The 25282-nt window shown below is 70.3% G+C and carries 25 protein-coding genes; 11 read left to right on the plus strand and 14 right to left on the minus strand.

Annotation, left to right across the window (positions count from 1 at the left end; all coding sequences use genetic code 11):
- Window positions 1-24: 24 nt before the first annotated feature.
- Window positions 25-561, minus strand: a complete 537-nt coding sequence (locus H0524_RS07180) for a GNAT family N-acetyltransferase (RefSeq protein ID WP_180198064.1) — start codon at window positions 559-561, stop codon at window positions 25-27.
- Window positions 562-702: 141 nt separating this feature from the next.
- On the opposite strand from H0524_RS07180, the gene H0524_RS07185 reads away from it, so the two are divergent.
- Complete coding sequence (locus H0524_RS07185) at window positions 703-1248, plus strand: DoxX family protein (RefSeq protein ID WP_180197941.1); 546 nt, start codon at window positions 703-705, stop codon at window positions 1246-1248.
- Window positions 1249-1461: 213 nt separating this feature from the next.
- Window positions 1462-2898, plus strand: coding sequence for a glycosyltransferase 87 family protein (locus H0524_RS07190; protein WP_180197942.1), 1437 nt, complete (start codon window positions 1462-1464; stop codon window positions 2896-2898).
- Window positions 2899-2968: 70 nt separating this feature from the next.
- On the opposite strand, the gene H0524_RS07195 is transcribed toward H0524_RS07190, so the two are convergent.
- The 4 genes from H0524_RS07195 to moaC are packed head-to-tail and all read right to left on the minus strand — an operon-like array spanning window position 2969 to window position 5663.
- Window positions 2969-3397 carry a molybdenum cofactor biosynthesis protein MoaE gene (locus tag H0524_RS07195; RefSeq protein ID WP_018221933.1) on the minus strand — a complete coding sequence of 143 codons (429 nt, stop codon included), beginning with the start codon at window positions 3395-3397 and terminating at the stop codon, window positions 2969-2971.
- Entirely contained in the window at window positions 3394-4647 is a 1254-nt protein-coding gene (locus H0524_RS07200) for a molybdopterin molybdotransferase MoeA (RefSeq protein WP_180198065.1), read from the minus strand. The genes H0524_RS07195 and H0524_RS07200 overlap by 4 nt, the downstream gene beginning before the upstream one ends.
- Window positions 4648-4701: 54 nt before the next feature.
- On the minus strand, window positions 4702-5175 hold the full coding sequence (locus H0524_RS07205; protein WP_180197943.1) for a molybdenum cofactor synthesis domain-containing protein: 474 nt from the start codon (window positions 5173-5175) through the stop codon (window positions 4702-4704).
- Window positions 5172-5663 carry a cyclic pyranopterin monophosphate synthase MoaC gene (gene moaC / locus H0524_RS07210; RefSeq protein WP_180197944.1) on the minus strand — a complete coding sequence of 164 codons (492 nt, stop codon included), beginning with the start codon at window positions 5661-5663 and terminating at the stop codon, window positions 5172-5174. Before moaC ends, H0524_RS07205 begins: the two co-directional genes overlap by 4 nt.
- Window positions 5664-5811: 148 nt before the next feature.
- Between moaC and H0524_RS07215 the strand changes: the two genes are divergently transcribed.
- From H0524_RS07215 to H0524_RS07225, 3 genes are read left to right on the plus strand one after another with little or no spacing between them, the layout of a single operon-like run.
- A complete protein-coding gene (locus H0524_RS07215; RefSeq protein WP_180197945.1) occupies window positions 5812-7137 on the plus strand; it encodes a glycosyltransferase 87 family protein in 1326 nt (441 codons plus the stop codon).
- Window positions 7121-7753 (plus strand): phosphoribosyltransferase, encoded by a 633-nt coding sequence (locus H0524_RS07220; protein WP_180197946.1) that lies wholly within the window; start codon window positions 7121-7123, stop codon window positions 7751-7753. The genes H0524_RS07215 and H0524_RS07220 overlap by 17 nt, the downstream gene beginning before the upstream one ends.
- Window positions 7754-7772: 19 nt before the next feature.
- Entirely contained in the window at window positions 7773-8156 is a 384-nt protein-coding gene (locus H0524_RS07225; protein WP_180197947.1) for a zf-TFIIB domain-containing protein, read from the plus strand.
- 142 nt (window positions 8157-8298) lie between these two features.
- Here the strand turns inward: H0524_RS07225 and dnaB are convergent, their stop codons facing one another.
- The 5 genes from dnaB to rpsF all read right to left on the minus strand — a co-directional run bounded on the left by dnaB (window position 8299) and on the right by rpsF (window position 11778).
- Window positions 8299-9705 (minus strand): replicative DNA helicase, encoded by a 1407-nt coding sequence (gene dnaB / locus H0524_RS07230; RefSeq protein WP_018727671.1) that lies wholly within the window; start codon window positions 9703-9705, stop codon window positions 8299-8301.
- 422 nt (window positions 9706-10127) lie between these two features.
- Window positions 10128-10574: a 50S ribosomal protein L9 gene (gene rplI, locus H0524_RS07235; protein ID WP_018217745.1), complete on the minus strand. Its 447-nt coding sequence runs from the start codon at window positions 10572-10574 to the stop codon at window positions 10128-10130.
- A 14-nt stretch (window positions 10575-10588) separates the two neighbouring features.
- On the minus strand, window positions 10589-10828 hold the full coding sequence (gene rpsR / locus H0524_RS07240) for a 30S ribosomal protein S18 (RefSeq protein WP_007073789.1): 240 nt from the start codon (window positions 10826-10828) through the stop codon (window positions 10589-10591).
- A 41-nt stretch (window positions 10829-10869) separates the two neighbouring features.
- The gene (locus tag H0524_RS07245) at window positions 10870-11397 is read right to left on the minus strand and encodes a single-stranded DNA-binding protein (RefSeq protein ID WP_018727668.1); all 528 of its coding nucleotides are present in this window, start codon (window positions 11395-11397) and stop codon (window positions 10870-10872) included.
- 90 nt (window positions 11398-11487) lie between these two features.
- The gene (gene rpsF, locus H0524_RS07250; RefSeq protein WP_025618049.1) at window positions 11488-11778 is read right to left on the minus strand and encodes a 30S ribosomal protein S6; all 291 of its coding nucleotides are present in this window, start codon (window positions 11776-11778) and stop codon (window positions 11488-11490) included.
- A 537-nt stretch (window positions 11779-12315) separates the two neighbouring features.
- Between rpsF and H0524_RS07255 the strand changes: the two genes are divergently transcribed.
- Window positions 12316-13107, plus strand: coding sequence for a deoxyribonuclease IV (locus H0524_RS07255; RefSeq protein WP_180197948.1), 792 nt, complete (start codon window positions 12316-12318; stop codon window positions 13105-13107).
- Complete coding sequence (locus H0524_RS07260; protein ID WP_180197949.1) at window positions 13104-15206, plus strand: hypothetical protein; 2103 nt, start codon at window positions 13104-13106, stop codon at window positions 15204-15206. Before H0524_RS07255 ends, H0524_RS07260 begins: the two co-directional genes overlap by 4 nt.
- Before the next feature lie 16 nt (window positions 15207-15222).
- Here H0524_RS07260 and H0524_RS07265 read toward each other — a convergent pair whose 3' ends face one another.
- Together H0524_RS07265 and H0524_RS07270 are read right to left on the minus strand one after the other, a co-directional pair.
- Window positions 15223-16698 (minus strand): glycosyltransferase family 87 protein, encoded by a 1476-nt coding sequence (locus H0524_RS07265; protein WP_180197950.1) that lies wholly within the window; start codon window positions 16696-16698, stop codon window positions 15223-15225.
- 69 nt (window positions 16699-16767) lie between these two features.
- Entirely contained in the window at window positions 16768-19053 is a 2286-nt protein-coding gene (locus H0524_RS07270) for a transglycosylase domain-containing protein (protein ID WP_255435825.1), read from the minus strand.
- Here H0524_RS07270 and H0524_RS24515 point away from each other — a divergent pair.
- Entirely contained in the window at window positions 19022-19795 is a 774-nt protein-coding gene (locus tag H0524_RS24515) for a hypothetical protein (protein ID WP_255435826.1), read from the plus strand. The two genes, H0524_RS07270 and H0524_RS24515, sit on opposite strands and share 32 nt — an antisense overlap.
- 139 nt (window positions 19796-19934) lie before the next feature.
- On the opposite strand, the gene H0524_RS07275 is transcribed toward H0524_RS24515, so the two are convergent.
- Window positions 19935-20390, minus strand: a complete 456-nt coding sequence (locus tag H0524_RS07275) for a DUF5318 domain-containing protein (RefSeq protein ID WP_180197952.1) — start codon at window positions 20388-20390, stop codon at window positions 19935-19937.
- 171 nt (window positions 20391-20561) lie between these two features.
- Here H0524_RS07275 and H0524_RS07280 point away from each other — a divergent pair, with 171 nt between their 5' ends.
- Window positions 20562-21197 carry a PadR family transcriptional regulator gene (locus H0524_RS07280; RefSeq protein ID WP_180198066.1) on the plus strand — a complete coding sequence of 212 codons (636 nt, stop codon included), beginning with the start codon at window positions 20562-20564 and terminating at the stop codon, window positions 21195-21197.
- Between the two features lie 23 nt (window positions 21198-21220).
- Window positions 21221-22300 carry an inositol-3-phosphate synthase gene (locus tag H0524_RS07285; protein ID WP_180198067.1) on the plus strand — a complete coding sequence of 360 codons (1080 nt, stop codon included), beginning with the start codon at window positions 21221-21223 and terminating at the stop codon, window positions 22298-22300.
- Between the two features lie 130 nt (window positions 22301-22430).
- Here H0524_RS07285 and H0524_RS07290 read toward each other — a convergent pair whose 3' ends face one another.
- Window positions 22431-23075: a hypothetical protein gene (locus H0524_RS07290; RefSeq protein ID WP_180197953.1), complete on the minus strand. Its 645-nt coding sequence runs from the start codon at window positions 23073-23075 to the stop codon at window positions 22431-22433.
- A 492-nt stretch (window positions 23076-23567) separates the two neighbouring features.
- On the opposite strand from H0524_RS07290, the gene H0524_RS07295 reads away from it, so the two are divergent.
- Window positions 23568-25268 (plus strand): Ig-like domain repeat protein, encoded by a 1701-nt coding sequence (locus H0524_RS07295; RefSeq protein WP_180197954.1) that lies wholly within the window; start codon window positions 23568-23570, stop codon window positions 25266-25268.
- The last annotated feature ends 14 nt before the right edge of the window (window positions 25269-25282 follow it).

Genomic DNA, 25282 nt, shown 5'->3' on the forward strand with positions numbered 1-25282 from the left:
GCCGGCCGGCGTAGCCCGGTCGACTCACACCTTCGACCACGGCGGCGGAAAGATCACCTCGCCGGGAGCGGGCGGTCCGGTCCCACCGCCGACCGAGGGCAACACCCGGGCCTGCCAGGGCTCGCCGAGCCCGGACCAGGGGCTGGTGAGGCCGAGCCGGTCGGCCCGACCGAACCCGAACCGCCGGTAGAAGGCCGGATCACCCAACACCACCACGAGGCGCTCACCCAGCTCGGCGGCGGCGTCCAGGACCGCCTGCACCACCGCGCTCCCCAGCCCGATGCGCTGCCGGTGCGGGGCGACCGCCACCGGCCCGAGGACGAGCGCGGCCACGTCGTCGCGGTCGGAGCGAACCCGCACCCGGGTGAGCAGCGCGTAGCCGACGACCTCCCCCCCGTACTCGGCCACCATGGCCAGCGCCGGCAGCCACTCCGCGCTGCCCCGCAGCTCGTCGACGAGGCCGACCTCCGGCGGGGTGGTCACATCGGGACGGGCGAACGCGCCGGCGAGGACCCGCCGCACCGCACCGGTATCCGCCGGTTCCTCGGGCCGTAGTCGCATGGTGGTCACGCCGGGGACGTTACCCCGCCCGCGCTGGCCCGTCCGGGACAGTCCCGCGATTCGGCGTGGCAGGCCGCGACGACCGATCCAGATCGGTCGGTTGCCGGGGTGGCCGCGGATCCGACAGGGTATGACTGACCCATGACACCCGTGCGCTCCCTCGCCCGAGTAATGCTCAGTGGCATCCTCGTGGTCGAGGGGGCCCGCAGCCTCGCCGCCCCGGGTCGGCTCACCCCCGCCGCCACGCCGATGGCCAACCGGGTCGCGCCCCTGTTGCGACGAGCTGTTCCCGGCGTCCCCACCGATACCGAGACCCTGATCCGCGCCAATGGAGCGGTACAGTTCGGGGCCGGTCTACTGCTCGCCACCGGACGACTCACCCGACCGGCCGCCTTGGTTCTGGCCGGCACTCAGATACCGGGTACTATCGCCGGACATCCGTTCTGGACTGACGCCGATCCGGAACAGCGGGTCAACAACCAACTCCATTTCCTGAAAAACCTTGGCCTAGTCGGTGGACTCTTGCTGGCCGCCGCGGACACCGCCGGGAAACCGGGGCTACGCTGGCGGGCCGGTCAGCGGCTCGGCCACTCCCAGCGTTGGGCGACGCGAGCTGCTCGTACCGCCCGCCGACAGGCTCGGACCGCCGTACGATCGGCAGCGACGGCTCGACGCTTCCCTGGTTGACCTGCGTCGATTCTCCTCCCGTCGCACTCCGTCGGAGCAAAACAGCGAGTCCGGCGTACCGACCGCCCGGTGTAAACCCCGGTGGAAATGTCAAAAACCAGTGTGGGATCGGACACGGTCATAGCACGCAGGAGGCAAAACGTGAGGGACCGTTCTAGGCTCCGTACCGGACCGGGACGGCTAGGACGATATTGGTACGGGGGTGGCCACTCAATGCCGACGACTCTCCGTCGGCGGGTACGCCGCCTCACCCCGGTTCGCCGCGTCCTGCGGGGGCTCGATCGTAGGACCGCCATCCGGATCGGCATCGTGGCCGTCGTCGCGTACGCCGCCTGGCTCGCCGTCGGCGCATTCGGGCGACCGTACAACTTCTTCGACATGAAGATCTACCACGGTGCGACGGTGTGGTGGGCGAACGGCCACGAGCTGTACGAGTTCATCGCGCCCGACACGACCCTCGGGTTCACCTACCCGCCCTTCGCCGGGCTCGCCATGCTCCCGATGGCGCACCTTCCGGTCGGGCTGGCCGGGCTGGTAAACGCGGTGGCGAGCGTCGCCGCGCTGGCCGTGGTCCTCACCGCGCTCCTCCGCCCGATCGCCGACCGGCTCAACTATCCCCTGTGGTACGCGGTGGCGCTCGCGACGGTACTCGCCACCGCTCTTGAGCCGTCCCGGGAGACCCTCGGTTACGGGCAGGTCAATCTGCTGCTGTTCGCGCTGATCATGGCCGACCTGGTCGGTCTGCGCTGGCGATCCCGTCGAGGCACCCACGTCGCGCCCACCGACGGGCCGCTGCTGCGCTTCGTCTACAGCGGCGCCTGGGCGGGCGTCGGGATCGGCCTCGCCACCGCGGTGAAGCTGACCCCCGCGCTCTTCATCGCCTACCTCATGATCACACGCCAGTGGCGGGTGGCGACCACCGCCGTGGGCACGGTACTGACCGTGACGATCGGGTCGTTCGCCATCGTCGGCCCCGAGTCCCGGGCCTACTTCGGTGGGGTGCTCTGGCAGACCGAGCGGGTCGGTGCCGCCGACATGACCCCCAACCAGTCGCTCGCCGGCCTGCTCGCCCGCCTCCACGACTCGATCGAGACCCCGGGGCTGCTCTGGTTCACATTCGCGATCCTGCTGCTCGCGCTCGGTCTGTCCCGGGCCGCCAACGCCCGGGCAGATGGCGACGAGCTGACGGCATTCACCCTGATCGGGCTCACCACCAGTGTGATCAGCCCGATCTCCTGGACCCACCACCTCGTCTGGGTGATCCCCGCGATCATCGTGCTCGCTGACGCCGCCGTCCGCCGCCGGGACGCCAGCCGGGCGCTCGCCGCCCGGGCCGGCGTGGAGGGCCTACCCGGAGTAAACGGTCTAAGCCCCCCGATCTGGTACCCGACGCTGACCGGGCTCCGGCACGCAGCCGCCGCCGTTGTCCTCTATCTCCTCTTCCTCGTCTCGCCGATCTGGCCGTACGAGCACCAACTGCCCGAGGTGTCGCACTATCAGGACGGTCTCTTCGGTGCCCTGATGGAGAATTCGCTGGCCCTGGCGCTGATCGTGCTGGTCGCCGCGCTGCCCTGGCGCCCCGGGGCCGAGCCGGCCTTCTACGGCGAGCGTCCGGGCCGGTCGGTCGTCCCGCTGGCCAGCCGCCGCTGACCGCTGGTCCGCGGTCGAGCCCGGTGAACCGAAGCCAGGCCGACCGCCCCGCGGTCCCGCGCGGACGGCGTCAGGGGCAGTTCACCCACTCCTCGGTGCCGTCCGCGAACACCTGCCGCTTCCAGATCGGCAGCCGCGCCTTCACCTCGTCAACCAATCGGGCACAGGCGGCGAACGCGGCGGCTCGGTGTGCGGTGCTGACCGCCGCCACCAGCGCCGCGTCGCCGATCTCCAACGGCCCGACCCGGTGCGAGACGGCCACCGCGTACACCTCGGGGTCGGCGGCGATCTCGGCAGCGACCTCGCGCAGCACCCGCTCGGCGCTCGGGTGCCCCTCGTAGGTCAACGCGACCACCGCTCGGCCGTGGTCATGGTCCCGGACGACGCCCTGGAACGACACCACCGCGCCAGCGGCCCGATCCGCCACCGCGCCCTCGTGTGCGGCGAGATCCAGCGGACGCTCGGTAACCTCGCCGAACGCCACGGTCGGGGCGGTCACGACCCACGCTCCCCGGGCAGCAACGGCAGCGGCACGACCGGCACCCGGTCGCCCGGCTCGCCGGACGCGCCGGGGCGGATCACCGCGAACCCGTCGGCTCCGGCCAGGCCGCGCAGCATCGCCGAGCCGACGTGCCGGAGCGGATGGGCGGTGCCGGTGACTCGATCCAGCCGGACCAACGCAAGGTGGGTGAAGGTGCCCCGCCCGGGGATCGGCTCGGCGAGCACCGCCTGCGGCAACTCCGGCATCGGCCGACCGGCGAGGCCGGCCAGCAACGGTGCGACCAGCGACGCCAGGGCGATAATCGCGGACTGCGGGTTACCGGGCAGCCCGGCGACGAAGCGTACCCGGCCGTCGGTGCCGACCACCCGGGCCAGCAGCATCGGGAAGCCGGGCCGGACGGCGACGGTGTTGACCACGTACTCCGCCCCCAACGCCTCGAGTGCGGGATGCAGGTGGTCCACCGGGCCGTGCATGGTGCCGCCGGTCGTGCAGACCAGGTCGGCGTGGGTGAGCGCATCGCGCAGCGCCGCCACGTGCGCCGGGAGGGTGTCCGCCACCGGCCCGACCACGTCGGCGGGGCGCACCGCACACCCGTACCGGCGCAGCCACGCCGGCACGGCGGGACCGAGTGCGTCCCGGACCCGCCCCGCCCCGGGCGGCCCGGCCGTCAACAGTTCATCCCCGAAGACCAGCAACGCCGCGCGTGGCTGCCGCCGTACGCGCAGGGTGTCGTGTCCGCAGGAGGCCGCCAACCCGATCACCGCCGGGTCCACGGGCGTCCCGGCCGGGCACAGCTGCTCACCGGCGGCGGCCTCCTCACCCGGCAGCCGCCACTCGGGCGACGGACGCGGGGTGCCGGCCACCAACCCGTCCAGAGTACGGCTCGACTCCTCCACCCGCAGCACGGCGGCGGCGCCGTCGGGAACCATCGCACCGGTGGCGATCTCGACGGTGGTGCCGTCCTCGGTCAGCGGCGCCGGGACCCCGCCGGCCAGGACCCGACCCACGATCCGCCACGGGCCGACACCCCGCACCGCCCAGCCGTCCACGCTGGTCGTGCGGAACGCCGGTAGCGGGGTCCGGGTGGCCAACGGCTCGGCCAGGGTATGCCCGTCGAGGTCAACGAGCGGCCGACTCACCACCGGCAGCGCGGCAGCTCGACCGACCGCGTACACCTGGGAACGCGCCTCCTCCCAGCCCGCGGGTGGGGGCGGCGGAGCGACGGGGTCGGCGGCTGCGGCTTCCATGCTCACCCGACGAGAGTATCGGGGCAGCCACGTGCCCGTTGGTTCGCGAACCGATCAGTGGTCCCCGCCACGGAGCTGGTCAACAGCGTGGGCGAGGATCGGTCCGAGCACGGCCAGCCCGTCGCGGGCGCCCCCGGTCGAGCCGGGGAGGTTCACCACCAGCGTCCGCCCCAGCACACCGACGACTCCCCGGGACAGCACCGCGGTGGGCACGCGGTCCCGGCTGTACGCACGGATGGCCTCCGCGATGCCCGGGATCTCGTGGTCGAGCAGCGCCCGGGTCACCTCCGGGGTGCGGTCCGTCGGGTTGATGCCGGTGCCGCCACTGGTCAGCACGACATCCACCCCCTCGGCGGCGGCGGCCCTCAGCGCCACGCCGACCGGGTCACCGTCCGGGACCACGATGACCGGCTCGTCCACCGCGCAGCCCAGCTCCCGCAGGCCGGCGGCGAGCAGCGGGCCGCTGGTGTCCGGGTAGACACCGGCGGAGGCTCGGTTGGAGGCGACGACCACCCGCGCCCGGATCACGGGCGGTCCTCGGGGCGGACCCACTCACCGGTCGCCCCGCCCTCCTTGCACAGGACCCGGACCGCGTCCACCGTGGCCGCCGGGTCGACCGCCTTGACCATGTCGATGAGGGCCAGGCCGGCGACCGCGACGGCGGTGAGCGCCTCCATCTCGACGCCGGTGCGGTCGGCCGTCCGGGCGGTCGCGGTGATCTCGACGGTGTCGTCGGTGAGGGTCAGGTCAACGGCGACCCCGTGCAGGGCGATCGGGTGGCAGAGCGGAATCAGGTCCGGGGTCCGCTTCGCACCCATGATCCCGGCGAGCCGGCCGACGGCGAGCGCATCCCCCTTGGGTAGCCCATCGCGGCGCAGGAGGTCGACGACCTCGCGAGTGGTCCGGAGCCGACCGGCGGCGACGGCCAGCCGCCCGGTCACCGCCTTGGCGGAGACGTCAACCATGCGGGCGGCGCCGGCCGCGTCAACGTGGGTGAGCTGCGCGGAATCCGTCACGACGGCGAGTCTAGCCACTGCGGTGCCAGGCCCGGCCGCCGGTGGAACGGCCGCCAGCGCACAACCACGCGGTGGGGTTTTCCGGCTACCGCCCGCGGTCGTTCCCAGCCCGCCTGACCCGGCGCCGCCGATCTGCAAAACTGACCGCGTGACCAGCGCCGTTCCGGGCGTACGCCGCGGGTGGCCCGCCGTCGACAACGCCGCCGGTGGCCTCGCCGTCGACCTGGCCCTCTACGCCGCCTCGGCCGGATTCGCCGCAGTCACCACCCTGACCTCCACCCTCGCCCCGCACCGCGCGTGGGGCAGCGTCGCCACCGCCGGCTACCTCGTCGCCGCCGTCGCCGCCACCGCCCAGTTGCTGATCTGGCGGCGCCGCCCCGGCTCCCCGCTGACCGGGCTCGCCACCCGCTGGGCGGTCGCCGGGCTCGCCGCCACCACCACCGTGCTGCTGCCGGTGCTCTGGCAGAGCACCGAACGGGCCTTCGGGCGTCCCGACCGGGCGCAGGAGGAGGTCATCGTCATCGAGGACTCCGGGCGGCGGCTGATCGAGACCGGTACCCCCTACCTCAGCCGCGAGGCGATCGCCGCGCTCCCCACCGGCGAGCAGCTGTTCGGCTACACCCCGTACCAACCGGCAATGGCCCTCTTCGGGGTGCCCCGCGCCATCGTCGACACCGCGTTGACCGACGCCCGGGTGTGGTTCGCGCTCGCCACCGTCGCCATCCTCGCCCTCGCCGGGCGCACGCTCTGGCGGTCCGGCGCCCCCGAGGCGCACCGGCCCGGCGACGGCATCCTGCGTGGCGTACAGGCCGCCGCGATCCTGCCGTTCAGCGCGCTCACCCTCGCCACCGGCGGCGACGACCTGCCCGTTCTCGCGCTCTGCCTGCTCGCACTCACCCTCGCCGCCGCGGGTAAACCGGGCCGGGCCGGAGCGGCCGTGGGGTTGGCCGCCGCCCTGAAGCTCTTCGCCTGGCCGGTCGCGGTGGTCTTGGCCGTCTGGGGTGCCACCCGCCGGTCCGGCCGGCGGGTCCTCGCCGGTGCCCTGGGGCTGCCGGTCATCGCCCTGCTGCCCGTCCTGCTGATCGACCCCGACGCGTTGGTCGAGAACGTGCTCCGCTTCCCGCTCGGCCAGGGCCTGGTCACCAGCCCGGCCCAGTCCCCGCTCCCGGGCCATCTGATCTCCATCACGCTGCCCGCCGGGCGGCTACTCACCGGCGGGCTGCTGCTCGCCGTCGGGCTGGCCTTCGCCCTGCGGCTCACCCGCTGCCCGCCGCGTACGGCCGCCGCCGCGTCGCTCATCTGCGGGTACGGCCTCCTCGTCGCGCTCCTGCTCATGCCCGCCAGCCGGTTCGGCTACCTGCTCTACCCGCTGGCCTTCCTGATCTGGACCCCCGCACTCGCCGGTCGGAATCCAGCAACCCGCCCCGGAACCGGCCAACCCGGCGTACACCTGAGAGGTGACCACCTTTCGTGACCGCGGCCACGCGGGTCGGGCGCTCGCCGATCGGCTCACCGCGCTCGTGGGCGAACCCGATGTCATCGTGCTTGCCCTGGTTCGCGGCGGAGTGCCGGTGGCCGAGGTGATCGCCCGTCGACTCGAGGCCCCACTCGATGTGATCACCGTCCGCAAGCTCGGCCTTCCCGGTGCGCCCGAGGTCGCGTTCGGCGCGATCGGTCCCGGCGGGGCCCAGGTGCTCAACGAGCGGATCGCCAGCCGACTCAGCCCGGCGGAGATCGCCGAGGTCGACCGCCAGGAGCGGGCCGAGCTGGATCGCCGGGAGCGGCTCTACCGGGCCGACCGTCCGCCGCTGGACCTCACCGACCGCACCGCCCTGATCGTGGACGACGGCCTCGCCACCGGCGCCACCGCCCGCGCCGCGGTCCAGGTCGCCCGCCACCTCGGTGCCCGACGGGTGGTGGCGGCTGCCCCGGTCGGCTCACAGGAGGCGTACGAGTTGCTCTCCGCCGAGGCCGACGAGGTTGTCTGTCCGCAGCACCCGGCCGGGTTCACCGCGGTCAGCGCCTACTACGACGATTTCCACGAGGTCTCCGACGACGAAGTCACCGCCACGTTGACCGCGACCGCCTAGGTCAACCAGGTACGGTCGGATGATGAGCCTCACCTGTCCCAAGTGTCACGGCGAGATGCGCCAGTACGAGCGCAGTGGCGTCGTCATCGATCAGTGCAGCGAGTGCCGGGGGATCTTCCTCGACCGCGGCGAGTTGGAGAAGCTGTTCGAGGCGGAGGCTAACTGGAACCGGCAGCAGGCCGCTCCGGCGCCCGCCCAGCCCAGCCAGCCCGGCGGGTACCCGCCGCCCCCGCCGCCGCAGCAGCAGCCCGGCTACGGCACCGTGCCGCCCCCGCCGCCACCGGCGCACGGCTACCCCCCGGCTCCGGCCCCGGCCTACGGCGGCCACGGTCAGCACTACGGTTACCACGGGCACTACCGCCGGAAGCGGCACAAGGGCTTCCTGGGCGACCTGCTCGGCTGAACGCCGGTACGGCGTCTTCCGAGGGACCCCACCGCGGCAGCGCGGGCCGGGGTCCTTCGGGGCGCTGCCCGTTCTTGCGGGGTGCTGAGCGGCCATTAGGGACGCTGGCGGTCCGCCGGCTGGGCGCATCGCCAGGGTCCACTCACACGATCGCCATGTCCACGAAGCGCGACAGGTGGAGCTGCGCTGCCACCGTCACCGTGTCGGTCGGCCCGTTCCGGTGCTTGGCCACGACGAAGTCCGCCTCCCCGGCCCGCGGTGACTCCTTGTCGTAGTAGTCGTCGCGGTGCAGCAGGATGACGACGTCGGCGTCCTGCTCGATGGAGCCGGACTCCCGCAGGTCAGAGAGCTGGGGCCGTTTGTCGGTCCGCTGTTCGGGGCCACGGTTCAGCTGGCTGACCGCGATGACCGGGCACTCGACCTCCTTCGCGAGGAGCTTGAGGCCACGGGACAGGTCGGCGACCTCCTGCTGCCGGCTCTCCGTACGCTTCGGCGAGGTCATCAGCTGGAGGTAGTCGACGACGATGAGCTTCAGATCGTGTCGCTGTTTGAGACGTCGCGCCTTGGCCCGGATCTCCATCAGGTTCATGCTCGGCGTGTCGTCCACGAACAGCGGCGCCTCACTGATCTCGCCCATGCAGCGGGCCAGCTTTGTCCAGTCGTCGTCGGAGAGCTGACCGCTGCGCAGCACGTGCAGGGGCACCCGGGCCTCGGCCGAGAGAAGTCGCATGACGATCTCGACCTTGCTCATCTCCAGCGAGAAGATCGCCGCAGCCTGGTTGGCGCGAATCGCGGCGTTCCGCGCGAAGTCCATGCTCGCCGTGGACTTCCCCAGGCCGGGCCGCCCGGCGACGATGATGAGCTGGCCCGCCTGCAGACCGTTGAGGAGGCGGTCGAGGTCGGTGAAGCCGGTGGGAACGCCGGTCATCATGCCGTGCTGGGCGCCAACCGCCTCGATCTCGTCGAGCGTGGGCTGGAGCATGTCGGCGAGGATGGCGAAGTCCTCGCTGACCCGCCGCTCGGTGACGTCGTAGACGGCCTGCTGGGCGAGGTCAACGACGTCATCCACGTCCCGGCTGCCGCTGGCGGCGGTGCCGAAGCCGAGCTGCACGATCCGGGTGCCGGCCTCGACCAGCCGCCGGAGCACGGCCCGCTCGCTGACGATCCGGGCGTAGTAGGCGGCGTTGGCCGCGGTGGGCACGCTGGCGATCAGGGTGTGCAGGTACGGTGCGCCCCCGATCCGGACCAGGTCGCCGGAGTCGGCCAGGGCCGCCGCGACCGTGATCGAATCAGCGGGCTCGCCCCGGCCGTAGATCTCGAGAATCGTGTCGAAGACGGTGGCGTGGACGGGTCGGTAGAAGTCGTTGCTCTTGAGAATCTCGACCACGTCGGCGATCGCGTCCTTGGAGAGGAGCATCCCGCCCAGCACACACTGCTCGGCGGCGATGTCCTGCGGTGGGGTCTTCTCGAACTGGCCGTCCCGCTGCACCGGCACCGAGGTCGGCCCGCCAGCACGCGGTTCGGCTGGCATCTCGTCGGCGACCGACACGGCTCCCCCTTCACACCGTCAGCTCATCGACCTGGCTCCACCACGGAGTCACGGCCTTATCGACCCGCTGGGCGATCGGGGGCCATCGTGCGGCGGGTCGGTTGGCAACCATACGGAAGACGAGGAGGACGCCTCAACAGCAGCGGTGGACGAGTCTCGGGACAACCTGTGGATAGCAGGGGGCAGGCATGTGTGCAGCTTGTGCACAGCCTGTGGATAACTGTGGAAGAGTATCCCTCAACACCGCTCTGAGCTGGAAAAACACCATCCACACCCTGTGGATAGAAAGAAAATTAGTCAGCCGCCGGGCTGAACACCGGCATCCGATCGGGCCGGGACGGGATACAGATCGAGCCGGGGCGGGATACAGATCGGGCCCGCGCCGAGTGCGGCGCGGGCCCGATCGGTGGTGCGGTTGGGTGTCAGCCCTGAACGACGCTCAGGTCGAACGCGGCGGTCACCTCGGGGTGCAGCTTGATCCGCACCGGGTAGGAGCCGAGCGACTTGATGTGCGCGGGCAGCTCAAGCCGGCGACGGTCCAGCGTCGGGCCGCCAGCGGCCTTGACGGCCGCGACGATCTCGGCCGCGGTGACCGAACCGAAGAGCCGACCGCCCTCGCCGGCGCGGGCCTTCAGGGCTACCTTCAGCCCTTCGAGCTGGCCCTTGACCTCGTTGGCGTGGCCGAGGTCACGAATCTCGCGGGCCGACCGGGCCCGCTTGATCAGCGTGACCTGCTTCTCCGCGCCCTTGGTCCAGGCGATCGCGAAGCCCTGCGGCAGCAGGTAGTTACGGCCGTAGCCGTTCTTGACCTCCACGATGTCCCCTGGGGCACCGAGGCCGGATACCTCCTGAGTCAGGATGATCTTCATGTCGGCGCCTCCTCTCAGCGAGCCGTCGCCGTGTACGGCAAGAGCGCCATCTCGCGGGCGTTCTTGACCGCACGGGCGATCTGCCGCTGCTGCTGCGAGGTCACGCCAGTCACTCGCCGGGCACGGATCTTGCCCCGGTCGGAGATGAACTTGCGCAGCAGCGCAGTGTCCTTGTAATCGATATAGGTGATCCCGTCCTTATCAAGCGGGTTCACTTTCTTCTTCGGCTTGCGAAGTGCCGCAGCCTTGGCCATTGACCTTGCTCCTGGTTTGCGATTGCGGGCGCTCGGCGCCATCAGAACGGAGGCTCCTCATCGAAGTTGCCACCACCGGACCCGCCGCGCGAGGGCGCGGAAGCAGGAGCGGCCGAGGCCCACGGGTCGTCGAAGTTGCCTCCGCCGCCCTGGCCACCACCGCCGCCAAAACCACCACCGCCCGAGCGGGACATCTTCTGCACCTTCGCCGTGGCGTAGCGCAGCGACGGGCCGATCTCGTCGACCTCCAGCTCGATGACCGTGCGCTTCTCACCCTCGCGGGTCTCGTACGACCGCTGCCGCAGCCGACCGGACACGATCACGCGGGTGCCGCGCTGCAGCGACTCCGCGACGTGCTCGGCGGCCTGCCGCCACACGGTGCACGAGAGGAACAACGGCTCGCCGTCCTTCCACTCGCTGGACGACTTGTCGAAGAACCGGGGCGTCGAGGCGACCCGGAACTTGGCGACCGCCGCACCGGAGGGGGTGAATCGCAACTCGGGGTCATCGGTCAGATTGCCGATGACCGTGATGATGGTTTCTCCTGCCATGACCATCTCCTCGCGCACTCATCGTCTCGCCGTACAGGCTGACAGAGCCGTCCGACAATGCCGACGAGGCTGATCCGGGGGTGTCGGGGTTGGGGGTCGGGGTGCGCCTCAGCGCACTTCCGGCCGAATAACCTTGGTACGCAGCACCGACTCGTTGAGCCGCAGCTGACGGTCCAGCTCGGCCACCGCTGCTGGCGTCGCCTGCAGGTCGATGACGGCGTAGATCCCCTCGGTCTTCTTGTTGATCTCGTACGCGAGGCGCCGGCGGCCCCACACATCGGTCTTCTCGACCGAGCCACCCGCGGTCCGAATCACGTTCAGGTACGTGTCGAGCGACGGAGCGACGGTGCGCTCCTCAAGGCTGGAGTCGAGGATCACCATGATCTCGTAATGACGCAAGACGTGCTCACCTCCTATGGGCTAGGACGGCCACGGTCCTTCCGTGGCAGGAGGTCGTGCGTCGTGGCCCACCCGGAACCGGGGGGACCCGGCCGGACGTGGACAACCAGACCAGGATACCCGGCCCGAACGATCATGCCCGGGGTGGTGGAAGTGCCCCCGGAACATGGTTCACGGGGGGCCCGGCCAGGACGTCGATGTCGAGGCGAGCCCCCCGTGAACCAGAGACCGCGGGGTGTCGTGTCCGCATTCCTTGGGTGGGACCTGGGGAGGAACGACCACACCGATGAGGTTGGACCGGCGACACCCCGCGGGGCTTCATCATGTTGTTTCCCGACCATAGCCCTAATGTGCAGGACTTGTCGGAGAATTCGGTAAATCTCAGACAATCTACTAGTCCAAGGCTACAGAACCGTCCATCCCACCTCGTTCAACGACCGCTGATCACTGCGGTGACGCACCTCTGACCACGCCGCTTGCGCGCCTCGCCGCACTGCGGTCACCGTCGGTCGGTGAACTCGACGTAGGCTCCCCAGCATGCGTATCGGAGCCCACGTCGATTCGTCCGACCCACTGGCGGAGGCGACCGCAAGAGCCGCCGACACCGCGCAGTTCTTCCTCTCCGACCCGCAGGGTTGGAAAGCGCCGAAGCCGCGGGCGGACGCCGACCGGCTGCGCAGCGCCGAGGTGGACCTCTACGTGCACGCACCGTATGTGATCAATTTGGCCACGTTGAACAACCGCATCCGGATCCCCAGCCGGAAACTCCTGCTCGCGCACGCCCGAGCCGCCGCCGCTGTCGGAGCCCGTGGCCTGATCGTGCACGGGGGCCACGTCAACGCCGGCGACGACCTCGCCACCGGCTTCGACAACTGGCGCAAGGCCTTCGCGTACGCGGCGGAATCCGGCGGCTTCGGCGTGCCGGTGCTGATCGAGAACACCGCCGGCGGGACAAACGCCTGCGCCCGCCGGCTGGACGCGCTCGCCCGGCTCTGGGACACGATCGGCGATCACGAGGTGGGCTTCTGCCTGGACACCTGCCACGCGTACGCGGGCGGTGAGGAGTTGCTCGGGCTGGTCGACCGGATCAAGGCGATCACCGGGCGGATCGACCTGATCCACGCCAACAACTCCAAGGGCGCCTTCAACTCGGGCCAGGACCGACACGACAACCTGACCGGCGGCACGATCGACCCGGAGCAGGTGGTGGCGGTGATCCGGGCGGCGGGCGCCCCGGTGGTGGTCGAAACACCCGGCGGGGCGGACGGCCAAGCAGCCGACATCACCTTCCTCCGGGAGCAGCTCGGCGTGCCGGGGCCAACCGGATGACCATCGGACGCTCCGGCGGCACACCGCCACCGAATCCCAAGGCGGCCAGCACCGCCGGTGATCGAAAGCCCAAGACCATCATGGACAAGCTCGAAACCGGCCCGGGTAACGCCGGATCACCCAAGGACGGCTCCACGACCGCCGCCACCGCCACCGCCACCGCCACCGCCACCAAGAGCACCACCGCGGACACCACTGCTGGCGGCAACGCCGCCGGGCGCAGCGACACCTCCTCTTCGGACGGCACCGCGACTCCTGCCGACGGCACCGCCGAGAGCACCACAGAAAAGGATGCCAAGGGCGATAAGGACGACCAGGAGAAACGGGACCCGTTCGCTTCCTTCGGCCCCGCTCCGACACCGGTACCGACCCGCATCGGCCGGGCAACCCGCGCCGTTGGCCGGTTCCTGACCCACGAGTGGATGCTCGCCGCGCTCGGCTCGCTGGCCCTGGCCGTCGCCATGACCTGGCCGACGCTGCGCTACCCGCGCTACACCGTGCCCCAGGACTACTGGGATCCGAGCCTGCAGGCATGGCAGATGGCCTGGTCCGGGCACGCGCTGTTGACCGACCCGGGCCGGCTGTTGCACTCCAACGCGTTCTTCCCGGAACGGTGGAGCTTCGTCTTCTCCGACACCCTGCTGGGGTACGCCCCGGCCGGAATGATCGGCACCGGCCCCGAAGCCGCCCTGCTCCGATACAACATCATGTTCGTGCTGGCCCACGCCCTCGCCACGTTCGGGGCGTACGTGCTGGCCCGGCAGTTGGGGTCCGGCCGGATCGGCGCCGCGGTCGCCGGAGTGACCTACACGTACGCGCCGTGGTTGCTGGCCCACGCCGGGCACCTGAACGTCATCTCCAACGGTGGTATCCCGCTGGCGCTGGCGATGCTCGCCCGGGGGCACGGCTGGTCGCTGCGGCACGGCTACCGACCGGAGAAGCGACGGGTCGGCTGGGTGTACGCCGGCTGGCTGGTCGCCGCCTGGCAGCTCAGCCTCGGCTTCGGCATCGGGCTGCCGTTCGCGTACGTCCTCGCCGGTACCGGGCTGGTCGCCGCGGTGACCTGGTTCCTGCGCCGCTGGGTCGTCCGCCCGGTGCGACGCCCCTTCGGTCGACGGCTGTTCGCCGCCAACGTGGTCGGCGGGCTGATCTTCGCTGCGGTTGGCGCGTTGCTCGCCCTCCCCTACTTCACCGTCGTCGAGCTGCATCCGCAGGCGGAGCGGACCGTCGCCGACCTCGCCTGGTTCTCCCCGCCCGCGACGGGCTTCCTCACCGCGCCTGCCGAGTCACGAATCTGGGGTGACCTGCACGAGGGGGCCCGGTCGACGCTGCCCTGGCAACCGGAGATGACCCTGCTGCCCGGGTACGTGCTCTACGCGCTCGCCCTGGGTGGCCTCTTCTTCTCGGTGTGGCGGGTTCGGCACCGGCTCCTGCTGCTGGCGGGGGTCGTGGTCAGCATGGTGCTGGCGATGGGCACCGAACTGTTCGACGGGCAGTACACCTACGTGCCGCTCTTCGAGCACCTACCCGGGTGGAACGGCCTCCGTACGCCGGGTCGGCTGATGCTCTGGACGACCCTGCTGCTCGGGCTCCTCGCGGCCGGCGCGGTGAGCGCCTTCGCCGGCCGGGTCCGGAAGATCTCCGCCGCGCGGATCCCGTCCTGGCCGAGCCCGTGGCTGCGGTTGGCCACGCTGCTGCCGCTGCTGTTGGTGACCGTCGAGGGGCTGAACCGTACCCCGCACCCGGTCGTCCCGGCGCAGCCCGCGGCGATGCGCACGGTGGACGGCCCGCTGTTGGTGCTGCCGAGTGACCAGAATCGGGACCAGCCGATCATGCTCTGGTCAACCACCCACTTCCAGGACCTCGTCAACGGGGGGAGTGGCTTCTCCCCGACCCTGGTCGAGGAGGTGCGTCAGGCGACGATCACGTTCCCCGACCAGGCCAGCGTCGACTACCTGCGCACCCTGGGCGTTCGCAACGTCCTGATCCCTCGGGATCAGGTGGCCGGCACGCCCTGGGAGTTCACCATCGACGCGCCGGTCGACACGCTCGGCATCACCCGGGAGGAGATCGGCGACGTGGTCGTCTACCGCCTGTGACCGGATCCCGCGCCGGTCAGGTCGCCGCCGGCGCGGACGCTCGCTGTCTGGCCACCCAGGGGGCGTCCGGTGCGCCGTCGATGACCCCGCCGTCCGGATCGTCGGGGTAGCTGGCCCGTACCGCGTCCTGCTCCGGCCGGAGAATCTCCTGGACGACCAGCACGCAGAGCACGACGACGGTGGTCAGCCGGAACGCGGCGGCCAGCACGAAGACGCCCTCGGGAAAGACCGGCGTACCGGTGGAGGTGCCCAGCAGCTCGCCGTAGAAGGCCAGGAAGTAGCCGACCTCGGCGAGCTGCCAGGCCAGGAAGGCACCCCACTTGGGGCGGGCGAGTACGGCGAGGGGCAGCAGCCAGAGCACGAACTGCTGCGACCAGACCTTGCTGAAAATCAGGAAGGCGGCGACCACGAGGAAGGCGAGCTGGGCGAGGCGCGGGCGGCGCGGGGCCCGCAGGGCCAGCACGGCGATGCCGACGCAGGCCAGGAAGAACAGCCCGTACGCCAGGTTGTTCAGCACCGGAATGTTGTTGCTCAGCCACTGGAACGGGCCGGCGCCGGGCTCGCCGATCCTGCCGTCGAGGTAGCGGCCGATGTACCAGAGGGTGCCCCAGTCGATCGCCCGCTGATCGTTGAATTCCAGAAACTCTTTCCAGTTGGTGAGGTTGGCCAGCGCGGCGGGGAGGTTCACCAGGACCAGCGCCGCCGCGCCGGTACCGATCGCGGTGAGCGCGGCCCGCAGCCGGCTACTCCGAATCGCCAGCAGCAGGATCGGCCAGAAGAGGAAGAGCGGCCAGAGCTTCGCCGCCCCGCCCAGGCCGAGTAGCAGGCCGGCCAGCGCGGGTTTGCGGCGTGCCCAGGCGAAGAGGCCGAAGGCGGCCAGTCCGATGGCGAGAAAGTCCCAGTTGACGGTGGCGGTGAGCAGCAGCGCGGGGGCGAGCGCGAAGAGTGCCGCGTCCCAGGGTCGTCGACGCCGTAGCGCCAGGATCACCGCGACGGTGGCCACCGCCAGTGCCCCGAGCACCAGCGCGTTCAGGTTGTAGAACCACATGGCCTGGTTCAGCCCCGGGTCCGCGCTGCCGAGCGCGTGCACCGGCAGGCCGAGGGCACCCATGAAGTAGCCGGTGAGCACCGGATACTCCACCGGGTGGTCCAGGTAGGGGACCTTGCCCTCGTTGAGCCCTTCGGCGTAGTAGAGGGCGAGCACGTCGGTGTAGCAGAAGCGAGTGTACTGGACGTTGTTCGCCCAGGCGCCGTCCTGGCAGGGCGACTTCTGCACCCAGTGCAGGGCCATCGTCAGGCAGACCAGGGCCAGGACGATCCGGACCGCGGTCCAGAACCGACGCTCCCCGCCGACCGGCCGGTCCAACGCGGTGGCGTGGTCGCCCAACGGGCCGCCGATCAGGCCGGAGACGCCACGAACGAAGCCGTCGGACCGGGACGGGTGGTCCGGTGCGGCGGAGTTGTCGGTGCCGCCCGTCGTCTGCGTGCTCATGACGTGCATCCTGCACTAGATCGGCGTTGCCGTCGTGCACCCGGATGGCCTTGGCGCTGGCCAGCCCGGCTAGTCCCGCCCAGGTCGTTGGGGGCCTCCGTTCGGCGGCGGCGGGAATCCGATATCCCCGCCGTTGTCACCGCCGCCGCCGTTGTCACCGCCGCCGCCGTTGTCACCGCCGCCGTTGTTGTCACCGCCGCCGTTGTCACCGCCGCCGTTGTCACCGCCGCCGTTGTTGTTGTCGTTGTCGTTGCAGAACAGGCCGAGCGGCCCGCAGTCCGGCTCCGGCGGGGGCGGCAACGCGCCGTTGCCGGCCTGGTCGTCCCCGACTCCGGTGATATTCGGCAGGTCAGACCTGGGCGCGCCCTTCAGCGCCTCGTTCATGAACTTTTTCCACACATCCGCCGGCATTTTGCTGCCGCCGATGTTAATGCCGTTCTTGTCTTTGATCGCACGAATGTCGTACTTGATCTCACTACTGGCGGCATTGTTGCTGCCGATCCAGATCGCGGTCGCCAGGTTGTCGTCGTAGCCGACCATCCAGGCGTTCGAGTTGTCGAGGGTCCCGTCCAACTCCCAGGTGCCGGTCTTCCCGGCCGCCTCCCGCCCCCCGGAGAGGGCGTCGCCGTTCCTCCCCGGGATCTGCTTGAGCACCGCGGTCACCTCATCGGTGACCTCCTTGCGGATCCGTTGCTGCCCGTCCAGCTTCTCGCCGGTCCCGCGGACGACCTTCCACTCGCCGGTGTCCTCGTCCTTCTGCTCGACCTTGAGCACGAAGTGCGCCTGGTGGAAGACGCCGTCGTTCGCCAGCGTCGCGAGACCGTTGGCGTGGTCGAGGACGGTGATCGGGTACTGGCCAAAGCCCACCACCCGGTCGAAATAGTCCGGCGCCAGGTCCTCCGGCTTCTCCGCCAGCAGGTTGTACGGCTTGGCCGGCTTGGCGTTGTTGTCCCACATGGTGGTGATACCCGCCTGCCGGGCCATGCTGATCACCTTGTCCGGGCCGATCTGCTCCGCCACGTGGAAGAACGGAACGTTGTACGACCTGACCGTCGAATAGTCGAGAGTGCAGGAGTTGTTCTCACAGTCGACGCGGCTCGAGTTCCTGATCGGGTACTTGTAGCCCTCGGGGTGGAAGGGCTCGGCGTCCCACCGTGAGTTGACGGAGATGCCGGCCTCGATGGCGGCCGCCAGGGTGTAGACCTTGAAAGACGAGGCGGGCGGATGGCCGCCGTAGATCGTGCCGCCCTTATCGGTGTTCATACCGGCCCAGTCGGTGCCGGCGCCACTCTCCCCACCGTAGTAGGCGAGCACCCGGCCGGTCTTGGGGTCCACGGCGACTCCGGCGGCCTGCAGGTTATCCGGCTCGCCGTTGAGGGGCGATCCCTTCACCTCCGCCCGGGCCGCGTTCTCCATCGCGGTCTGCATCTTGTCGTCGATCGTCGTGGTGATCTTGTAACCGCCGTTGCGCAGCGCGTCCATACAGGAGGGCATACCCTCGTCTTCCGCCCCGGTGTTGGTGCAGAGCCCCCACTGCTCCATCTCCGCCCGCACGTAGTTGATGACGTTGCCGCGGGGGGTGCCCACACCGAAGCCGTTGCCCTCCTCGGCCGGCGGCTTCACCTCCGGAAACTCGGTCGGCCGCTCCGCCGCGTCGAGCCAGCCCTCGGCCACCATCCCGTCGAGGACGTAGTCCCAGCGCGCCTTCGCGTCCTCCGGGCTGACCGCCGGGTCGTACCCGTTGTGGGTGGCGGTCTTCTCCGGCTGCTTGATGAGCCCGGCCAGCACCGCGCCCTCGCTGACGGTCAACTTGCTGGCGGGCTTACCGAAGAAGGTCTGCGCCGCGGCCTCGACCCCGTAGGCGCCGCGGCCAAAATAGATCACGTTGAGGTAGTTCCCCATGATCTCGTCCTTGCTGAAATCGTCGTTCAGCTTGGAGGCGAAGATCGCTTCCCGCACCTTGCGGGCGTAGGTGTCGTCCTCAAGGCTCGCGTAGGCGTTACGCGCGTACTGCTGCGTGATCGTGGACGCGCCCTGCCGGCTACCGCCGGTGAAGTTGTTCCAGGCGGCCCGGGCGATGCCCTTGTAGTCGACGCCCGAGTGCCGGTAGAAGTTCCGGTCCTCGGCCGCGGCTACCGCGTCCCGCACGTGCTGCGGCATCTGGCTGATGGTGATCAGCGTCCGGTTCTCGTTACCGAGCTTCGCGACCAGGCCCTTGCCGTCACTCGTGTAGACCGTCGTCGACTGCGGAAGGGGGATCTGGTTGGGCAGGACGACGTTGGTGGAGAAGTAGGTGAAGCCGACGACGCCCAGCCCGGCGAGCATGATGAAGACCGCGAACGAGGCGATCAACATGTTGGTCCGCTTCCGCTTCTTCGCCCGCGCGGCGTTCGGGTCACGGCCACCATTGCGGGATCGGCCCGATCCGCCGGGGCCGCCGGGGCCACCCGGGCCGCCGGGACCACCGGCGGCCGACGCGGCGCTGGCCCGCGCCACCGAGGCCCGGCCTCCGGCCGCTGCGGCACCGGCTCGGGCCCGCCCCACGGAGGCCGAGCCCACGGAGGCCGAGCCCACGGAGGCCGAGCCCACGGAGGCCGAGCCCACGGAGGCCGAGCCGCTCGCGGCACCGACGCTCGCGCGCCCGGCGGAGCCACCCGGCGCGGGGGATACCGGCACGGAGGCGCGTCCGGGCGCGGATGGCGGCGGCACCCGGCCCGGTCCGGCCGGGCTCGGCACCGAGGCACGGCCCGGTCCCGCCGGAGTCGGCACCGAAGCGCGACCTGCCCGGCCAACCGAGGCCGAGCCGGCGGCACCCTGGGTGGGGACGGAAGCCGAGCCACCAACCGAAGCCCGGCCGCTGGAAGCGCCACCCCGGGGTGTCACCGAGGCGCGGCCCGCTGTTCCCTCCGGTCCGGCCGACTGGCCGCGCGCCGCACCACCGGGGGCACGGTACGCGTCGTCGGCCCGCCCGGGGACGTCGTGCTGGCCCGGTATCTGGGCCCGCCCACGCGAGGAGCTGGGGTCGCCGTACGAGTTCATTCTTCACACCCTGCCGGTCGCGGTGGAGCGCTGCCGCGCCACCACCGGTTTGCCGTGAGTTGCGGCACCCAGTGATACGACGCGGTCCCGTCGCGCAAGGGTGCCTATTTGCCAATCAAGCGGGCTAATCGGACTATCAGGACGTCGATCTAGCTGGGTGGCGGCCCGTCGGGCCGAAGCGACCGATCGTGCTGACGTCACCGTTGCGCCTCTCGCCTCCGTTGCCCGCCGGGAGCGTCAGTGGTGGGCACCCCGCCCACTGCGGCCTGCTCCGGCCCGTTCTCCGCCAGCCCATCCCGACCGAGCAGATATTGCTCGATGAGGTGGTTCCAGGCGCAGCCAAGGCACACTTCTACCACGAAGACCTGAAACTCACGCAGCGTGATCGCCAGGGCGGGCAGCTCGGCCAGTCTCCTGGCCTGGCCGGCGGACTGCCGGAGTTCGTCGCCGTAAATGTAGTGCACCCGCGTCAGGTTCTCACTCCGACAGATCGGGCACCGCTCGTCGGTCGGCTCGCCGTGGAACCGGGCCGCGCTTTTCAGGTAGGGCGAGGCGTCACAGAGGTCATCCGGGCCGACCCGGTTGGTCAGGAGATCCCGCAGCGCCGCCCGCTTCCGGAGCGAGTAGTCGACCACCTGGCGCTGCGTACGCATGAGCACGAGAGTACGCGGTGCCGCCCCACCCGGCGACCGGGTGACTACCTGTAGTCGAGACACGGCGGTGCGGAGTTTGCCCCACCCCGGGGCGATCCGCTAGCGTGTCGATGTATCGGGCCGATACATCGCTGGGTTAGTGCGCGGGCAAGCAGGGTAAGGAGGATGACAGTGCTCGAATTCGCCATCCTCGGTCTCCTGCAGGAGGCTCCGATGCACGGTTACGAGCTTCGCAAGGAGCTCACCGCGAAACTCGGCGCCATCCGGGCGGCCATCAGCTATGGAAGCCTCTACCCAACCCTGCGCCGTCTACAGGCGGCAGGGTGGATCACCGAGGCCAACGAGACACCCACCGTCTCGGACGTTCCCGCGCTGACCAGCCGACGAGGCCGCGTGGTTTACAAGATCACCGCGGAGGGCAAGGAGCGGTTCGCCCAACTCATCGCCCACGCCGGGCCCGAGACGTATGACGACACCGGTTTCGGCGTGCACTTCGCGTTCTTCGCCCGAACCGACCAGGCAACCCGACTTCGCATCCTGGAGGGTCGCCGCCGCAAGATCGAGGAGCGCCGCGAAGGGCTCCGCGACGTGCTGGGTCGCGCCGCCGAACGGCTCGACGCGTACACCCTGGAACTGCAACGCCACGGCCTGGACGCCTGTGAGCGTGAGGTTCGCTGGCTGGAGGAGCTCATCGCCAACGAGCGCTCCGGCCGTGCCCCGACAGCCCCGATCACCGGGGTCGCCGGCGGTCGATCAGAAGACAACAGCCCGCCTCCGCCTGGCGAGTCCAGGGAAGAGCGGCCGTGATGAAGGAGAAGGAGGCAGACGCTATGGGCTCCGTCCGCGTCGCCATCGTCGGTGTGGGTAACTGCGCCTCGTCCCTCGTACAGGGCGTGGAGTACTACCGGAACGCCGACCCGAACGACCGCGTCCCGGGTCTCATGCACGTCACCTTCGGCGACTACCACGTCTCGGACGTGGAGTTCGTAGCGGCGTTCGATGTGGACGCCAAGAAGGTGGGCATGGACCTCGCCGAGGCGATCGTCGCCAGCGAGAACAACACCATCAAGCTGTGCGACGTGCCCCCGACCGGGGTGACCGTGCAGCGCGGCCCGACGTTCGACGGTCTCGGCCAGTACTACCGCGAGATCATCGAGGAGTCGGACACCCAGCCGGTGGACGTGGCCGAGACGCTGCGCGCGGCCAAGGTCGACGTGGTCGTGGCCTACCTGCCGGTGGGCTCCGAGGAGGCCGGCAAGTTCTACGCCCAGGCCGCGATCGAGGCTGGCTGCGCCTTCGTCAACGCCCTCCCGGTCTTCATCGCCTCCGACCCGACCTGGGCGAAGAAGTTCGAGGACGCGGGCCTGCCGATCGTCGGCGACGACATCAAGAGCCAGGTCGGCGCCACCATCGTGCACCGCGCCCTCGCGAAGCTGTTCGAGGACCGCGGCGTTGAGCTGCTGCGCACGTACCAGCTCAACTTCGGCGGCAACATGGACTTCATGAACATGCTGGAGCGCAACCGCCTGGTCTCCAAGAAGATCTCGAAGACCCAGTCGGTGACCTCCCAGGTGCCGCACGAGATGGCCAAGAGCGACGTGCACATCGGCCCGTCGGACCACGTGCCGTGGCTGGACGACCGCAAGTGGGCCTACATCCGCCTGGAGGGCCGCTCCTTCGGTGACACCCCGCTCAACGCGGAGCTGAAGCTCGAGGTGTGGGACTCGCCGAACTCCGCCGGCGTCATCATCGACGCGGTCCGGGCCGCGAAGATCGCCCTGGACCGGAAGATCGGCGGCCCGATCCTGTCGGCGTCGTCGTACTTCATGAAGTCCCCGCCGGTGCAGTACGCCGACTCCGACGCGCACGCCGCCGTCGAGGAGTTCATCGCCGGCGAGATCGCGCGCTGACGTTCTGACGCACCGCGAGGGGGTGGGGCCGGCTGGGCCCCGTCCCAGAGACAACTGTTGGCCGACACCCGAACCGGGTGCCGGCCAACAGTTTGTTTCCCCTTGTGGGTTAGGTCTATGGGTTTTTGGGTCAGCTGGTCCAGTGCTCGGCGACCAGGTCAGCGGCCTGGGTCTCCCACTGGGCGTAGTGGAACGGGTACGCCGACACCTGCACCTTCTGCGCGGCCTCGGTCAACGGCAGTTCCTGCCAGCCCTCGACCTGCTTCAGGCCCTTCAGGAAGGCGGTGGTGGAGTACTCGGGGTCGGTGATCTGCTCCACCGTGCCCCACCCGGACGACGGACGCTGCTGGAACAGGCCCTGCGAGTCGTGGTCGTTACGAGCACCCAGGTGACCCAGGTTCTCCAGCTTCGACTCCTGCAGGCTGGTGCCGATCGCCACCACGGCGGCCCGCTCGTCCATGCCGGCCTTCTTCGTGGCCTCGATGATGGCCTTCACGTTGCCGGTCTGCTCGTCACCCAGGTCGATGCGCGACTGCTCACCCTGCGTACCGTGCGGGATCAGCGTGCCCATGTCCGGCTCGCCCATGTCCGGCTTCTCCGCCGGCGCCGTAGCCGCCGCGGTGGCCGGGTCCGCCGAGGTGGTCGAGGCCGCCGCCGTGCTCGGGGTGGGGGTGGAAGCGGTGGTGGTGTCGAAGGTCTGGGGGCCAGCTACCACGCCGGCACCGAAGGCCAGACCAGCAATACCAAGTGCACTACGCAACATAATCGTGTTCATGAGTGTGTTGCTCCATTCGGGGGTCGACACCCACACGCACCCGAAGGGGGTCGGGAGCGGGGTGCAAGCACCGTCCGGCGCTCAAAGAACCAAGGGATAGGTCGGCGTCCGCGGGTCTCGTCGGGACACGCACGGCGCCGGGTCCAGAGGTAACGACCGGCCGGCCACCACCATTCCCGGTGGCCGTCCCCGCTTGCGGCGGGGCACTTCCTCGGTCGTACGCATGGTGTAACGCCCCGGCGCCCGCCCCGATTCCGCCCCCACCGTGACCCCGGCCACTTCCGTAACCGGCGCATACCGGACAAATCAACTCGGCTATCAGGGCCTATCGACCTCAATAGCGGCTTTCCCGGCACGCTCTCGGTGGCCGGCGTTCGGGTGGGGACATTTGACCGATTCGAGATTGCCGGGCGTTTCTCAGCCGGTCCGGGAGATCGGTAGTCGATGATACGTTCGTTTGGTTTGTGCCGCACTGTCCGCTCGGAGGTGGGAATGATGCCGGAAACTCGCCGGTGGGTAGTCCGGGACACCGACCCGCGCCGAGCGGGACGCACCGTGGCCGGCTGGTTCTTCCTCGCGCTGGCGGTGACCGTGACGCAGGTGACCGGCGGGTGGCCCGCCCTCGCGCAGCAGCAACCCGCCGCGTCCAGCGCGATGTCGGAGACCGTCCTCGCCTGGGGAGGAAACGGCCAGGGCGCGCTCGGCGACGGCACCACCACCGACAGCTCCGTCCCCGTGGAAGCGGAGTTACCGGCCAACACCACGATCACCGCCATCGCCGCCGGCAACGGCCACAGCCTCGCGTTGACCTCCGATGGCGCCGTCCTCGCCTGGGGAGAGAACCTCTCCGGCGAGTTGGGCGACGGCACCAACACCAACCGCAACACCCCGGTGGAGGTCAACCTCCCCCCGAACACCACGGTCACCGCCATCGCGGCCGGCCACAACCACAGCCTCGCGTTGACCGCCACCGGCACCGCCCTCGCCTGGGGCTACAACTACTACGGCCAGCTGGGCGACGCCACCAACACCAACAGCAACACCCCGGTGGAGGTGGACCTACCGACCGGCACCACCATCACCTCCATCGCCGCCGGCGCCGTCCACAGCCTGGCGATAGCCACGGACGGCACCGCCCTCGCCTGGGGCGGCAACTACTCCGGCCAACTGGGCGACGGCACCACCGACGACAGGAACACCCCGGTTGAGGTGGACCTACCGACCGGCACCACCATCACCTCCATCGCCGCTGGCGGCATCCACAGCCTGGCGGCAACCTCCACCGGCAGCGCCTTCGCCTGGGGCAGTAACACCTACGGCGAGCTCGGCGATGGCACCAACACCGAACGCACTGTGCCAGTTGCCGTCAATCTCCCCTCGAACACCACGGTCACCACCATCACCACCAGCGCCATCCACAGCCTGGCGATGACCTCCACCGGCACCGCCCTCGCCTGGGGCTACAACTACTACGGCCAGCTGGGCAACGGCACCAACACCAACAGCAACACCCCGGTGGACGTCAACCTGCCGACCGGCACCACGCTCACCACCATCACCGCCGGCGGCGGCCACAGCCTGGCGATGACCTCCACCGGCACCGCCCTCGCCTGGGGCGGCAACTACTCCGGCCAACTGGGCGACGGCACCACCAATCAGAGCAACACCCCAGTGAACGTCAACCTGCCGACCGGCACCGCCATCGCCACCATCACCGCCGGCAACGACCACGGCATGGCCCTCATCGAACCACCGAGTTCCACCACCACGCTGGAGGTCGCACCGCGGAGCCCGGAACCGGATCAGGACGTCACGCTCACCGCCACCGTCACCTGCACCACCGACGCCCCCACCGGAACCATCACCTTCCGAAACGGCAGCAGTGACCTCCACACCGTGCCCCTGGATGGCACCAACACCGCCGCCCACACCACCAGGCTCCCGGCCGGCACCCACACCCTCACCGCCCACTACGCCAGCACCAACACCTGCCCCAGCGGTCAGTCGGAGGCCACCACCATCACCATCGACACGCCCGCCAGCCCCAGCCCCGACACCCCCGACGACCCCGGCCTCCCCATCACCGGCCCAAGCCTGCCCACCACCGTCGGCGCCGCCGCCCTGCTCCTCCTCATCGGCACCGCCCTGATCCACCTCGCCCGTCGGCGCCGACCAACACACCACCCGCACTGAGCGAGCCGTCGTTG

This window comes from Salinispora sp. H7-4, from assembly GCF_013416675.1.
In the GTDB taxonomy this organism is placed as follows: domain Bacteria; phylum Actinomycetota; class Actinomycetes; order Mycobacteriales; family Micromonosporaceae; genus Micromonospora; species Micromonospora vitiensis.

Excerpts from the sequence above, each read along its gene's own strand:
- H0524_RS07290 (WP_180197953.1), bottom strand. The coding sequence starts at position 23,075 with ATGAACACGATTATGTTGCGTAGTGCACTTGGTATTGCTGGTCTGGCC.
- H0524_RS07285 (WP_180198067.1), top strand. The coding sequence starts at position 21,221 with ATGGGCTCCGTCCGCGTCGCCATCGTCGGTGTGGGTAACTGCGCCTCG.
- H0524_RS07225 (WP_180197947.1), top strand. The coding sequence starts at position 7,773 with ATGATGAGCCTCACCTGTCCCAAGTGTCACGGCGAGATGCGCCAGTAC.
- H0524_RS07270 (WP_255435825.1), bottom strand. The coding sequence starts at position 19,053 with ATGTTGATCGCCTCGTTCGCGGTCTTCATCATGCTCGCCGGGCTGGGC.
- rplI (WP_018217745.1), bottom strand. The coding sequence starts at position 10,574 with ATGAAGATCATCCTGACTCAGGAGGTATCCGGCCTCGGTGCCCCAGGG.
- H0524_RS07295 (WP_180197954.1), top strand. The coding sequence starts at position 23,568 with ATGATGCCGGAAACTCGCCGGTGGGTAGTCCGGGACACCGACCCGCGC.
- H0524_RS07260 (WP_180197949.1), top strand. The coding sequence starts at position 13,104 with ATGACCATCGGACGCTCCGGCGGCACACCGCCACCGAATCCCAAGGCG.
- H0524_RS07200 (WP_180198065.1), bottom strand. The coding sequence starts at position 4,647 with ATGGAAGCCGCAGCCGCCGACCCCGTCGCTCCGCCGCCCCCACCCGCG.
- H0524_RS07180 (WP_180198064.1), bottom strand. The coding sequence starts at position 561 with ATGCGACTACGGCCCGAGGAACCGGCGGATACCGGTGCGGTGCGGCGG.
- H0524_RS07255 (WP_180197948.1), top strand. The coding sequence starts at position 12,316 with ATGCGTATCGGAGCCCACGTCGATTCGTCCGACCCACTGGCGGAGGCG.
- H0524_RS24515 (WP_255435826.1), top strand. The coding sequence starts at position 19,022 with ATGATGAAGACCGCGAACGAGGCGATCAACATGTTGGTCCGCTTCCGC.
- rpsR (WP_007073789.1), bottom strand. The coding sequence starts at position 10,828 with ATGGCCAAGGCTGCGGCACTTCGCAAGCCGAAGAAGAAAGTGAACCCG.
- H0524_RS07185 (WP_180197941.1), top strand. The coding sequence starts at position 703 with ATGACACCCGTGCGCTCCCTCGCCCGAGTAATGCTCAGTGGCATCCTC.
- H0524_RS07190 (WP_180197942.1), top strand. The coding sequence starts at position 1,462 with ATGCCGACGACTCTCCGTCGGCGGGTACGCCGCCTCACCCCGGTTCGC.
- H0524_RS07275 (WP_180197952.1), bottom strand. The coding sequence starts at position 20,390 with ATGCGTACGCAGCGCCAGGTGGTCGACTACTCGCTCCGGAAGCGGGCG.
- H0524_RS07265 (WP_180197950.1), bottom strand. The coding sequence starts at position 16,698 with ATGAGCACGCAGACGACGGGCGGCACCGACAACTCCGCCGCACCGGAC.